A 13,323-nucleotide genomic window follows, 5' to 3' on the forward strand; every position below is an offset into this window, starting at 1 on the left:
CTATCCCCTAATAATATTGACGATGTCTAACATCTCATTATCAGAAACTCCGCCTTGTTGGATCATTGAAAGTTGGGCGACAACCGCTCGAAGTTTTTCGATATCATCAGAACGCATGTACTGCGTGCCAATCTGGGCGAGTTCTTCAAAGCGATGTTTGTCGGCAAATTGTGAAGGTGTTTTAATCAGATATTTAAAGCGCTCGACTACAAACCAATCTTGCCGCCAAAGTATTTCAAAATTTTTGCCTTTCAGGGCTTCAAGGTGATATTCAAAGGCATTGTCGTTATTCTCGATTGATCGTTCAGCTGTCTTTGCCAGATTATCAAAAGCAGTTGCTTCTGCGGGGCGTGCAAATTGGCGTATGTGCGTGGTAAAGAAGGATACCACTCCACTGAGATCAATCTGTCTGATTTCTTTCAAATGCTCTTTCCTGACCTCTGAAAGGAGTTTTCTTGCTTCAAGAACCTTTTCCATTGCATCCTGGGATTTTTCTGTTTCTGTTTCATCTGGGGCAAGGGAGATTGCGGGCTCAAGTTTTTGACGTGCTTGTTCAAGTTTGGGGTCGTTAACTACCGCGCTGACTTCATCAATACGATCCAGAGTCCTTTCTCCTTCCTGTATTACTACGGCAGCGTCTGCAATGTAGTTTGGCTGGCCCTCTATGCGGGAATAAAAATTCTTTCCCGAGTGGAATGTGCCACCAATGCTAGGCACCGACACCTCAATATTGATAGTGCCAGAATCTAGGATTTCATATTCGCACACCAAGTCTGCGCCTGCAGGAATCACTCCATCGTCAAAATCAGAACCAGAAATTTTCAATACACCTATATAGCGATTGTCCGAAATGGGGTCTGGAATCTCACCTTCCCAAATATTCAGGTTAAGTGAGCTAGTTGCACCAGATTTTAGGGATTCCGCAGCCTTGAAAGTAGTTTGCCCCTTCTTTGGTAGAGATTCACCAGCACGAATCAAAAACGCGAGTATGGGCTTACCTCCAAGCTTCTCCAACACCTCAACACCAACTGAGTGTGAGGCTGGAATTGCATCTACAGATGCCGTGGTTCTGGTAATGATTATACTGTGTTGTTCCAGAGTAATTGGGCCACCCGAGGGATCAAAAACAAAAGCTTTAAATGAGTTGTCTCCATTTTTTGCTAATGTGACATCTATTATTGTGCCATGCTTGAGAGGCAAACGTCCTGAAGTCCAACCAGTGTCAATGCAATCTACCTGGAATTCTGAGCCTTCGGCCACTTGACCGATCAGTTGTACTGCAATCTTTGTCCTCGAATTCGGAGTGCGGGCAATGTAGTTGAAAGACAAGGCCAGGGATCCACCAGAGGATATTTGGCCTCGGGTACTTTTGCGCGTTCGGCTTTGGGAAGACCAGTCAATAGATTCTGCAAACAAACTTGCCCCTTCAGCCACAGCCGTCATAGGGTTAACATCGGTGCTGCCCGGAACTCCCAGCTCAAAGGCGACCTTATCCCGCAACGGTTTGTAATTTGTCGGCCCTCCGATAAATACAATGCGTTCTAAGTCGTGAGGAGAAAGGCAGGCTTTTGAGAGGGTTTCACGGGCTGCCGCGATTGATTCATCAACACGCTCAGCGATAAGTTTATTATAGGTGTCACGGTGCAAAGGAATATCGAGATAAATTTCATTGCCATTGAGATCCCGAACTCGAGTTTCAGTTTCCGAAAGGGTGATTACCACATCTTCTTGGGCTGAGAGTTCTATTTTTGCCCGTTCTGTAGCCCACGCGGCAAGCCTAATAAGTGATTTATAATTTGGATTGACAGAAAAGTTTTCTGGAAGATCAAAGTGTTCTAATAACCAGGGGCGCACAATACTATCTACTAGAGAACGGTCAAAATCCCTACCGCCACACATTGAAATACCACCGTGAGCAAGTAGATTAACCTGTCCGTTAAGGCTTTCAGCTATGGCAATATCCAGGGTGCCCCCTCCCAAGTCATAGATCAAAAACATACCATCAGTATTGCGAACGCGCATAACGCTCATTACTGCTGCAACTGGCTCCTGCATTAGTGCAACCTTGCCGAGGCCAGCTAAATCGGCGGCCTGCATGGTGGCATTCTTCTGCATTTGATTAAACGCAGCAGGAACTGTGATCACAGTTCCTGTATCTTGACCATTTCTAATTTCTTCTGGCAAGTACCCAAAAAGAACTTTTAGTATCTCTGCAGAGCATTCTTCTGGTGTTTTGGTGATATTCAGTGCAGAAAGATGAATCGGCGTACTTGTCCCCATGAGGCGTTTAAATAACAAGGCAGAGTTATCTGGGCTGTGGGGAGCAGAATCATAAGCACGTTTTCCAACATATCTATTTCCACGTTTGTCAATATAGATCGCAGATGGGGTAACATCGTTTTGTTCAGGGCTTTTCCATAGTCTGGTCTCTGAACCATCATAAGAACACACCGCGCTATTTGTTGTGCCCAGGTCAATACCAACAAAGTTTTTCATAGTTCGACCTTCTTTAAAATGACAGTTCCTGTCCTGACCAAACCTTCGTGCCCCATAATGATCGGTTCAAGCATTTGGTCCACGATCAAGGTGTCTTTCACGTCAAATTCATCAATATTCAGAGGTGTAGCGGCCATGCCAGGGTCGAAAGGCTGCCCCTCAATATTGACAATCCTCATTTCTGCCAGTTCTAAAGCTTCTTCAACTTTTTTAATGAACCAGCGAAACTGACTTATGTATCTGTGCTGTTCTCCAGCATCAAGCTTTGCAAGAAGTCTGTCAAAGACACGACCAAAACGCCAAGACTCAACCGCCATACTAATAACAGAATCCCTCATCAATAGTTCTGGCGTAGTGGTTTTCTGAGAATTCGTCATGTGCACCTTCCTTAAAATATAGCAAGATCATCAACTTTCTTAATTCATTAGCCTTTAGGCTCGAAAGGGCATCGCTCATTTATAATCTTTTTATATGTGCGCTTCATATTCATTTTTAATGTGAAAAGTAGCATCACGCTCTGCGTTAACTAGCATATAGTTATTTGTAATATTATTGATAACAAAAAAAGAGACATGTGCAAGCTTGGTGTAATCATAGTAAATCGCGCGGGTTAGTCCGCTTCATAGTTGTTCATCTCGGGCTATCATCCTATTCGTTTCATTTTTTATTGAGCTAAGTAACATGATTTTCATCTGGCCAATTTTCAGCTCTGAAACAGATTTTCCCCATAAGAAAATGTTTCCTTCCTCTAAGACATGAAAATCAACATTCTTAACACTAATTCCTGACGAATCGTATATTCCCCCCAAAATGTGGACATTGCTAGATTTTAAGAAAAATTACGGGACTAGTATTTAAATCTGAACGTAATTTTTACCTGTAACATGCAAGCAATACGGTTGATCTTTGGCGATATTACATACAACCAGCGGCCACCTCACAGTTCATTGGGCAGGCTAGCACTGATAGAATTTTGATCAGTGAACATTACCTGCAATCTATGGTGGACCATTAGCGTACATACGGTATGTGTAGTGAGGGTAAGGTCAAAAGAAATATTCCACGGACCCACAGATTACAGTATCATCTAATATGATATAATTAAAATAATTTGATCTAAATAGAATAATTGAGCTTAAATCCAGTGATGTATTGTGTTGGTCTTTATGTTAGTTCTGGAGCGTCATACATTCGAATACACGCTTGAATATTTGACTTTTTTCGTCAAAAACAAATCCCGCCCTCGGCACCATGAAAACACTTTTGATGAATTCCACAAAATTCATTAAGTTTAAAAAACCGCTCCAGTCCTTGAGATTGGAGCGGTTTTTTATTTCATTTACTTCCGCAAGCAACCACCTGTGTTGGTTATATTGTTGTTCTTGAAGACCATTGCCGTCACAAGGCCAACAAAATACCGCAAATCCGCCTATAGATACATTTCTCAGACTTATCCACGTTGTTTCTGAATAAAACTAAGCGCAGCAAATGCCTTTTTATGCATTTTTGAAAAACACAAAATGGTTGCCTGCAACGCAGTGCCCCCCGTCCCCAAAAGGCTCTACCTCAAAGCCGGGGACATAGAACCACAACAAAAAATGTGCATAAACAAAGCCAGTATGACCACCAGAGCAACCTTTATTTCCTGACCAAACCTTCAAGGAAGGTTGCCGTAGCGTATCAAGGTTGATAACGGCCCAGAATTTAATTGAAAGCTTTAACGGAAAATTCCGGGATGAGTGTTTCAATCAGAACGTGTTTCTTTCCCAGTGAATGCCCTAGAGCGGTTGAGACTTGACGGCAGGGTACAACTATTCTGCGGACATTATGTAAAGATTGTATATTCTGCTTTATGTACTTATCCAGAAACATTTCGCAAATCTTACCCATCAGACATAACCTAAAGCGCTTTTTATTGTTGTAATATTTTCCCCAGTGATCGAATCATCAAATAAAAATGCGAATTGCACTAGCAAAACTCAGGGGTTGCAGACAACACTGCAACCCCTTTTTCATAGTTCATGCTTGCGCATGCAGATAGCCATGTAACCGGACAATGGATCTCAATCCAGGCCACTAACCTGATTAAGGACGCACAAGAATCTTGATATTTTCGTCCTTGTTGTTGATCAGTTCAAGAAAACCTTTTTCCATGATGTCTTTCAGCTCGATTTTGCCGGTAATGAGATTTTCTGCCTTGATGACGCCCTTGGCCATGAGCGCGGCAAGCCCTTTGAAATCCCCAATGGTGTAGGCCAGCGTACCCATCACCTTTTTATCTGTTCCGCTGAGGCTAAAAAAGTTGAAGGAACTGGGTTCTTCAAAAATGCCCACAATAATGGCCGTGCCGGTGTTGCGCAGCACATCGATGGCCAGCGGCCCTGTGTGCTTGTTGCCGATGCACTCAAAGGAAACATCCGCCCCCGAGCCGCCGGTCAGTTCTTTCACCTTTGCAACCGGGTCGCATTCCTTGGGGTTCACCACAATATCCGCCCCGCATTCCTTGGCTTTGGCAGTGCGCGCACGGGACATTTCAAGCACAATGACCTTGCCCGCGCCAGCGGCTTTGGCAGCCATAATGGTGCCGAGGCCGATTGTTCCTGCGCCGAGCACCACCACATTAAGGCCCAGAATACTGCCTGCCATACGCACGGCCTTAAAGCCCGTGGCAAGGGGTTCCATGACTGCTCCGGCCTCGGGCGAAACACCTTCGGGCATGATAAAGCACAACTCCGCAGGCACATTAACATAAGGGGCGAATGCGCCGTCATTGTGCAGGCCCGTAAAGGCAAGCTTTTCGCAAACATTGTAGCGCCCTTCGCGGCAAGGCTGACACTCGCCGCAGTGCTGGCAGGCATCGGGCGCAACCATGTCGCCCACCTTTACGTTGGTAACGCCGCTGCCCACCGCCACAACCTTGCCACTGAACTCATGCCCGAGAATGACGCTCCCCTGCTTGCCCGTGAGCGGATGCGGGGCCTCGGTGGGAATGAATATGGGGCCAGCCAGGTATTCGTGCAGATCCGAGCCGCAAATGCCGCACCAATCAACCTTGATCTGAACCCAGCCGGGGGCGGGTGCGGGGGGAACGGGTACAGTCTCAACGCGGATGTCTTTTTTGCCGTGCCAAACCGCCGCCTGCATGGTTTCCGCCATAACTGCCTCGCTTGTTAAATGTTGAATCCCGATACCTCCTCTTTGCACAGGTCATGCCGTAAAATCCGCGTCAGCAGCGGATGAGCGGACATGCCCGGCAAGCCTTGGCCCCACTTGTTCGAGAAAATTTGCACATACAGACAGGTATACCGACACCTCTTTTACTGTTCTGAAGTGGAACAAATCACCGTTTCGCTGGGCGGAAGTCGAACAGATGGATCAGCCAACACACTTGGGCAGTATAAACAGGGGCCTGACTACGAACCTGACTGCCAAAATGGGCTGACGCAAAAAAGCCTGCTCCAAACCGGTGCACCCACAGATGAGGTTTACGGTTCAGAGCAGGCCAAGTGGTTCGTGTTCTAAAAATTGCCTTGAACGACTAGCCCTCGGGAACAATCTTGCGCAGCTTGGCGTACAGGGTATTACGCCCTATGCCCAGTGCCTTGGCGGCCTGCAACATGTTGCCGTTATAATGCTTTAAGGCACAGCGGATAACCTTGGCCTCCTGATTGTCCAGATTGAAATCGGTCATTCCCGGCAAGGCCGCCACGGCATCCCCACCCGACTGCCCGCCGACCACCTCTCTTACGCCTGCGGATTGCATATGCATGGGCAGATGTGCTGGCAAAATACAGTTACCCTGGGCCATGTTGACGGCAAATTCCACACTGTGCACAAGCTGGCGCACATTACCAGGCCAGTCGTAATCTTCCATGACGCGCAGAGCCTCGGCAGAAAATCCGCCAAAAGGATGCCCGTAGGTACGGCACAGACGCCTGCAATGGTATTCCGCAATAACGGCAATATCCTCCCTCCGTTCACGCAGGGGGGGAATTTCCAGAGCAAGTACATGGATGCGGTAAAACAGGTCTTCGCGAAATGCGCCCGAAGCCATCAGTTCATCAAGGTTGCGGTTGGTGGCGGTGACCAGCCTGAAATCGACCATTCTGGTCTGCTTTCCGCCCACCCGCGTAACGCAGCGGTCTTCCAGCGGCCGCAGCAGGTTGACCTGCATTTCCAGCGGCATTTCTGAGATTTCATCCAGAAACAGGGTTCCCTTGTCGGCCAGTTCAAACTTGCCGGGGCGGCCCTTTTCCACGGCTCCGGTAAATGCCCCCCGCTCGTAGCCAAAAAGTTCACTCTGGATAAGCTCGCGTGGCAAGGCCCCGCAATTTACCGCCACAAATGGCCCTTCGGAACATCGGCTGGCCATGTGGATGGCCCGCGCAAAAAGCTCCTTGCCCGTGCCTGTTTCGCCAAGCAGCAAAACAGCCGCGGGGCTTTGGGCCATATGCCGCGCCTGCTCCACCGTGCGGGTCATTTTTTCGCTGCGATAAACAATGTCGCCAAAGGGGCGCGTTCCTTCGCGGCGCGGAACATGCGGCACCGGGGCAATGGGCGCTGGGCGGGGCTCAACCCCTGCTTGCAGGGTCACGAGGGCATAGTGCGAGTCTGACCTGCCCGTCATAAAAGGCATGGCGCAGGCTGTGAGGGCAGAGTTGGTCAGGCAGCGCAGCGGCACCCCCTCGGGCTGGCATCTGTTTTCCACCTGCTGGCGGGCATACAGGCCGTAATCAAAAAAGGCCTCGGCGCGACCGCCCCGCACCTCTCCGCTAAAGCCAAGCAGACGCTCTGCCTGGGCGTTGGCATAGGTAATGATGCCGCTCTCATCCACCATCAGCACGCCAATGGGCATGGAACTAAAGAGCGTGCTGAGCAGTGCGCGGGATTTGTTCTCCATGCTGCTCAGCGAAGCGTTGAGTAGCAGGCGCTCTATCTCGCGTGCTGCGCCAACAGCCAGCCATAATGCCTGACGGTGGTCGGCGCTGGTTGGCCCGGAAATGTCAAAACAGCCCCACAATTGTCCAAAAGGCGTGAAAATGGGCGCGGCAGAACAGCCCCAAGCCTGATGGCTGCTGCAAAAATGCTCTTCGCCCATAACCTGCGCGGGCATGCCGTCAGAAAGAGCCAGACTTATGGCGTTGGTGCCCACGCTTTTTTCAGACCATACAGCGCCGGGTCCAAAGTAGAGCTGGTCTGCCTGGAGCAATACATCCTTGTTGCCGCAGGTGCGCAGCAACCGGCCATTGGCCTCGGAGACCGTCATGAGCAGGCCTTTTTCCTTAATCTGCTCATACACCTGCCGCTCCACACCAGCCGCAAGTTCCGCATATATTTCGGCCTGCGCGTTGATCTGGCTCATGGGCGTAAATTCCGCGCACTTGGGCAACAGGGGATCCACCCCCAGATCGCGGCAGCGCATCCACGAAGCCGCTATGGGCCGGGGCAGGCTGTCGTCAACAATCTTGCCGGTTCTTATAAAGGATTCCCACGTTTCCCGTCGGTTCGCTCTTGGTGCGCCGCTATAGCTGTTGAACAAAAACCCTGTACGGTTGACGCCTTCCGCCATCAGGGGTTCCTGCCGCATTTCAAAGACATCGCCATTTCTTTGCAGAACATACATGACTTATCTCCCGGACGCGCACGGCCTTTCAACAAGCATGCCGGTTCGCTGGCCTTTTCCACTCCGAAAAGGCCATCTGCCCCACTTCTGAATAATGCGACCCCGCAGCTTTATTTAAAGCAATAGCACTGTCCGTAAAAAAATGGAATAGCTCTTTGCGCATAGCTACATTCATATTATGCTCTAAAAAACAACTCCATGAATTTTTTATATATTGTAGTGTATCATAACTGGCCTTACGGAACATCATTATGTTCGATTATCGAACACTATCAAATACACACATACAGTATTTTTTAAATTATTCATTTATTATCGCCTGTTATAAAGTGGTATCAGAGTTGCAATCTAGTAGACACAAACGCGTGCGCCACTCTGGCGCAAGGAGGTAGCGGATGGCCTACGAAGTGCAGATGCCCAAATGGGGCCTCACCATGAAAACAGGTAAGATTGCGCGCTGGCTGGTGGCCGAAGGCGGTGCGGTTGCAGTGGGGCAACCCCTGCTGGAAGTGGAAACCGACAAGATCACCAACGTGGTCGAGTCTCCGGCGGGCGGCGTGCTTTTGCAGATTGTCAGCCCGCAGGGCGAGGTTGTTCCGGTCATGCAGGTAATCGGCATCATCGGTGAATCGGGCGAGGCTGTGGTGGCCCCGGTCGCGCAAGGCGCTGACATGGCAAACAGGCCGGCCACTCCTGCCGCTTCCGATGCCAACGGGCAGGGGGCGGCGCAGCGCAATACGGCGCAAGGAGAAGTTCGCGCCATGCCCGCAGCCCGCAAGGCCGCCAAAGAGCTTGGCGTTGATCTGGCAACGGTAACTGGCACAGGCCGCGACGGCATTATTACGGAGAAGGACGTTCGCGCAGCCCACGAAGCGGTGGCCAAAACCCCTGCTCCTGCCACCGCCGCCCCTGGCCAACAGTGCGCAGCGCCCGCTGAAGACGCGGACGAAGTCGTCCCCATGGACGGCCTGCGCAAGCTTATAGCCGACAACATGCAGGCCAGCCTGCAAAATGCGGCGCAGCTGACTGTTTTTGTGGAAGCTGACGTTACTGAAACGGTGGCCCTGCGCGAAACCATGCTGGCCCGCAACAAAAAAGACCCAGAATACCGCCTTTCATTCAACGACATCATTGCCTTTGCCGTGTGCCGCGCACTCAGGCAGCACCCGGTCATGAACACCACCCTGCAGGCCGATGGCATTCACATGCACAGGCATGTGAACCTTGGCGTAGCCGTTTCGCTCGATACGGGGCTCATTGTTCCCAACGTCAAAAATGCGGACACATACAGCCTCGAAGAACTCAAGGGCAAGGTACGCGACGCTGCAAGCCGCGCCCGCAAGGGCGGTCTTTCCATGGACGAGATTTCTGGCGGAACCTTTACCATTTCCAACGTGAGCATGCTTGGCGTGGATGGCTTTACCCCCATCCTCAACCCGCCGGAAACCGGTATTCTTGGCATTGGCCGCGTGGTGGAAAAGCCAGGCGTTTTTGAGGGGCAAGTATGCGTGCGCAAGATGATGGCTCTTTCCCTCACCTTCAACCACATGGTCACCGATGGCGGCCCGGCCATGAGCTTCCTGCGCACCCTTGCGGACATGCTCGAACAGCCAGTGCGAATGCTGGGCTAGCCAGCGGAGGAACGCCATGCTGCAACGTTATGTGGTTGAACTGGGCACCGGGGCCGATCTGCACGGTGCAAACATGACCAAGGCCGCATGCCGCGCGGTAAAAGACGCCATTTCGCGCAGTTGCCTGTGCGGGTTGGTGGAGATACTTGGGCGCGGTTCTTTCCAGGGTGTGCATGTGCACGCGCGCATTGCCGTACCGGAACCCGATCTGGTGGACAAGGAAGCCGTGCTCGCGGCCATACCTATCGGCGAAAAGAGCATTGAGGTCGTTGAAGGCGGTTTACGCACTCCGGGCCTCGAGGTTGCCTGCTTCAGCCCCGGTTGCAGCGACATTGTGCTGGCCTGCGCGGCCCTGACTGTGTTGGTAGATATGACTGAGTCGGCATCACAATCAGCAAACTGAGGAGAGTACCATGAAACATCCCGACAAAAAGGTTTTGCTGGAAATGTTCAGCACCATGACCAAGATCCGCCTTTTTGAAAGCGAGCTGCAAAAGTTCTTTGCAGCTGGCAAAATACCCGGATTCGTTCACCTCTACCTTGGTGAAGAAGCCGTTGCCACAGGCGCGTGCGCCGCGCTGAAGCAGACGGACATGATCACCAGTACCCACCGCGGCCACGGGCACTGCCTGGCCAAGGGCGGCGACCTCAAGCTCATGATGGCCGAAATCTATGGCCGCTCCACCGGCTACTGCAAGGGTAAAGGCGGCTCCATGCACATTGCCGACTTCAATATCGGCATTCTTGGGGCCAACGGTATTGTTGGCGGTGGCGGGCCCCTGGCCGTGGGCGCGGCCTTCAGCTGCCAGTACAAGGACACCAGGGGCGTATGCGCCTGCTTTTTTGGCGATGGCGCGTCAAATCAGGGCACCACGCAGGAATCGCTGAACATGGCCAGCGCATGGAAGCTCCCCGTAATCTTTATCAATGAAAACAATGGCTACGGCATCTCCTGCCCGCAGAGCAAATCTATGGCCATCACCGACATTGCCGACCGCGCAGCCGGATACGACATGCCCGGCGTGGTCATTGACGGCAACGATGTGCTCGCCGTGTACGAAGCCGTGACCATGGCCGTGGAACGCGCGCGCAAGGGCCAGGGCCCTTCGCTCATCGAATGCAAAACCTACCGCTGGCGCGGCCACTTCGAGGGCGATGCCTGCGTGTACCGCAGCGAAAAGGAACTGGAAGAATGGAAGGCCAAGGACCCCATTCCGCGTTTTGCCAAAAAACTGGTGGAAACCGGCACCGCCACGCAGACAGAGCTGGACGGCATCACTGCATCAGTAGCCGCTGAAATTGAAGCTGCTGTAAAGTTTGCGGAAGACAGCCCCTTCCCCAAGCCGGAAGACCTGCTTGAAGACGTGTACGCCTAAAGCGTTTGCCTGAAACTGCGGAAACCACCTTCAGATTTTTCAGAATGGAGAAAAATATGGCGATCAAAACCTACCTGCAGGCGCTTAACGATGCCATGCGCCAGGAGATGGAGCGGGACGAAAACGTGTTCATCATCGGTGAAGACGTGGGCAAGTTCGGCGGCTGCTTTGGCGTTACCCAAGGCCTCTTTGACCAGTTTGGCGAACGCCGAGTGCGCGACACCCCCATTACGGAAAGTGCCATTGTGGGCGCTGCCGCCGGTGCCGCCGCAGCTGGCCTGCGCCCCGTGGCCGAACTCATGTTTGTGGACTTTATCGGCGTTGCCTTTGACCAGCTCTTCAACCAGGCCGCCAAGATGCACTACATGTTTGGCGGCAAGGCCAAGGTACCCATGGTACTACGCATGCCCCAGGGCGCTGGTGTGGGTGCCGCAGCCCAGCACTCCCAGAGCCTCGAAGCATGGTTCATGCACATTCCCGGCATCAAGGTGTGCATTCCCTCCACCCCGGCAGATGCCAAGGGCCTGCTCATCAGCGCCATTCGCGACGACAATCCCGTGGTCTTTCTCGAGCACAAGATTCTGTACGGTGTAGAAGGCGAAGTGGGTGACGAGGCCACCCCCATTGAGCTCGGCAAGGGCGAAATAAAGTGCGAAGGCACGGACGTGACCATTGTAGCCACCTCCCTCATGGTTCACTCCGCCCTTCAGGCTGCAGAAACCCTGGCCGCGCAGGGCATCAGCGCCGAAGTGGTAGACCCCCGCTGTCTGGTGCCGCTCGACAAGGACATCATCCTCAATTCCGTCAAGAAAACCCACGCTCTTGTGGTTGCGCACGAAGCCGTCAAAACCGCCGGAGCCGGCGCGGAAATCGCCGCCATGGTGGCCGAGGAAGCCCTGGACTATCTGGACGCGCCCATCGTGCGCGTGGGCGCTCCCTACTGTCCCGTTCCTTTCAGCCCGCCGCTGGAAAAGGCGTACATTCCCGGTGCTGATCAGATCGTCGCCGCGGTCAAGTCGTTGCGATAAGCGCAGCCGCGTTCAAGGGGCAGGCACAGGCACAATGCCTGCCCCATAGCGGAGGCACACGATTGCAGCAGCCATTGCACGCAATGCAGCAGGCCATGCCTGCGCACTACATCCACCGGAGTCAACGTGAAAGCAGCCATTATCGCCAATCCGGCATCAGGCAAGGACATACGCCGCATCGTCGCGCACGGCAGTGTTTTTGACAATCAGGAGAAGGTGCGCATGGTGCGCCGTATTCTGGTTGGTCTGGCCGCTGCCGGGGTACGTGATGTTCTGTATATGCCCGAGGGCTACGGCATCGTGCCGCGCGCCCTGAGCGATCTGGAAGCTTTGGAAACGCCTGTGAACGTGGCTCCGGTGGATATTTACCTGCACAACACGCAGGAGGACACCATCAATGCCGCCTCCCTCATGCAGCAGCAGGGGGTTGCGGTCATCATCGTCATGGGCGGCGACGGCACAAGCCGCGCCGCCTGCAAGGGCGCGCGCAAAACGCCCATCCTTCCGCTCTCCACAGGCACCAACAATGTCTTTCCTGTCATGGCCGAGGCGACAGTGGCCGGCCTTGCCGCAGGCGTGCTGGCCTGCGGCGGCGTAACGCAAGACGAGGGCTGCCGCGAGGTCAGCCTGCTGGAAGTGCATATGGACGGCCAGTTCAGGGACATCGCCCTGGTGGATGTGGCGGTATACGACGACCTTTTTCTCGGCTCGCGCGCCATCTGGGAGATCACCAGAGTCAGCCAGATAGTTGTTTCCCGCTGTCGGCCCGACAGTATCGGTCTTTCAACCGTGGCCGGACAGCTCTTGAGCATCTCCCCCGAAGAACCGCGTGGTCTGGCCCTTGATCTTGATCCCGACTTTGCCTGCCGTGTGCGCGCCGCCATCGGTCCCGGCCTGTTTGCTGACGTGGGTGTTTCCCGCGTGCGTCAGCTTTTGCCGGGCGACGATGTGCCGGTGGGGCTTACGCCCTGCGTGCTGGCACTGGACGGCGAGCGCGAGGTGGAGGTTCGGCGCGGGCAGTGCGCCAGCATACGGTTGTCAGAAGACACCATGCGCGTGGTGGATGTGGCCCGCGTCATGGAATACGCCCGACAGAGAGGGCTGTTTTTGCGTGGCGCACAGGTCTGTTACGCCAATTAGCCCCAGACCGGCAGCAAGCCTCACCCCAA

Annotated in this window: 9 protein-coding genes; 5 read left to right on the top strand and 4 right to left on the bottom strand. The window is 52.9% G+C overall.

What is annotated here, in order from left to right; genetic code table 11:
- The 4 genes from F8N36_RS08670 to F8N36_RS08685 all read right to left on the bottom strand — a co-directional run bounded on the left by F8N36_RS08670 (position 1) and on the right by F8N36_RS08685 (position 8,119).
- Positions 1-2,496 carry an Hsp70 family protein gene (locus F8N36_RS08670; RefSeq protein ID WP_291332400.1) on the bottom strand — a complete coding sequence of 832 codons (2,496 nt, stop codon included), beginning with the start codon at positions 2,494-2,496 and terminating at the stop codon, positions 1-3.
- On the bottom strand, positions 2,493-2,873 hold the full coding sequence (locus F8N36_RS08675; RefSeq protein ID WP_291332401.1) for a hypothetical protein: 381 nt from the start codon (positions 2,871-2,873) through the stop codon (positions 2,493-2,495). Before F8N36_RS08675 ends, F8N36_RS08670 begins: the two co-directional genes overlap by 4 nt.
- Before the next feature lie 1,708 nt (positions 2,874-4,581).
- Positions 4,582-5,652 (bottom strand): 2,3-butanediol dehydrogenase, encoded by a 1,071-nt coding sequence (locus F8N36_RS08680; protein WP_291332402.1) that lies wholly within the window; start codon positions 5,650-5,652, stop codon positions 4,582-4,584.
- A gap of 382 nt (positions 5,653-6,034) precedes the next feature.
- Positions 6,035-8,119 carry a sigma-54-dependent Fis family transcriptional regulator gene (locus F8N36_RS08685; protein ID WP_291332403.1) on the bottom strand — a complete coding sequence of 695 codons (2,085 nt, stop codon included), beginning with the start codon at positions 8,117-8,119 and terminating at the stop codon, positions 6,035-6,037.
- Between the two features lie 395 nt (positions 8,120-8,514).
- On the opposite strand from F8N36_RS08685, the gene F8N36_RS08690 reads away from it, so the two are divergent.
- From F8N36_RS08690 to F8N36_RS08710, 5 genes are all read left to right on the top strand, one after another.
- Positions 8,515-9,750 carry a dihydrolipoamide acetyltransferase family protein gene (locus F8N36_RS08690; RefSeq protein ID WP_291332404.1) on the top strand — a complete coding sequence of 412 codons (1,236 nt, stop codon included), beginning with the start codon at positions 8,515-8,517 and terminating at the stop codon, positions 9,748-9,750.
- A 16-nt stretch (positions 9,751-9,766) separates the two neighbouring features.
- Complete coding sequence (locus F8N36_RS08695; RefSeq protein ID WP_291332405.1) at positions 9,767-10,153, top strand: Lin0512 family protein; 387 nt, start codon at positions 9,767-9,769, stop codon at positions 10,151-10,153.
- A gap of 10 nt (positions 10,154-10,163) precedes the next feature.
- Positions 10,164-11,126: a thiamine pyrophosphate-dependent dehydrogenase E1 component subunit alpha gene (locus F8N36_RS08700; protein WP_291332406.1), complete on the top strand. Its 963-nt coding sequence runs from the start codon at positions 10,164-10,166 to the stop codon at positions 11,124-11,126.
- Between the two features lie 56 nt (positions 11,127-11,182).
- Positions 11,183-12,154, top strand: a complete 972-nt coding sequence (locus F8N36_RS08705; protein ID WP_291332407.1) for an alpha-ketoacid dehydrogenase subunit beta — start codon at positions 11,183-11,185, stop codon at positions 12,152-12,154.
- A 126-nt stretch (positions 12,155-12,280) separates the two neighbouring features.
- Positions 12,281-13,294 (top strand): NAD(+)/NADH kinase, encoded by a 1,014-nt coding sequence (locus F8N36_RS08710; RefSeq protein ID WP_291332408.1) that lies wholly within the window; start codon positions 12,281-12,283, stop codon positions 13,292-13,294.
- The last annotated feature ends 29 nt before the right edge of the window (positions 13,295-13,323 follow it).

This window comes from Desulfovibrio sp. (genome assembly GCF_009712225.1).
GTDB lineage: Bacteria > Desulfobacterota > Desulfovibrionia > Desulfovibrionales > Desulfovibrionaceae > Desulfovibrio.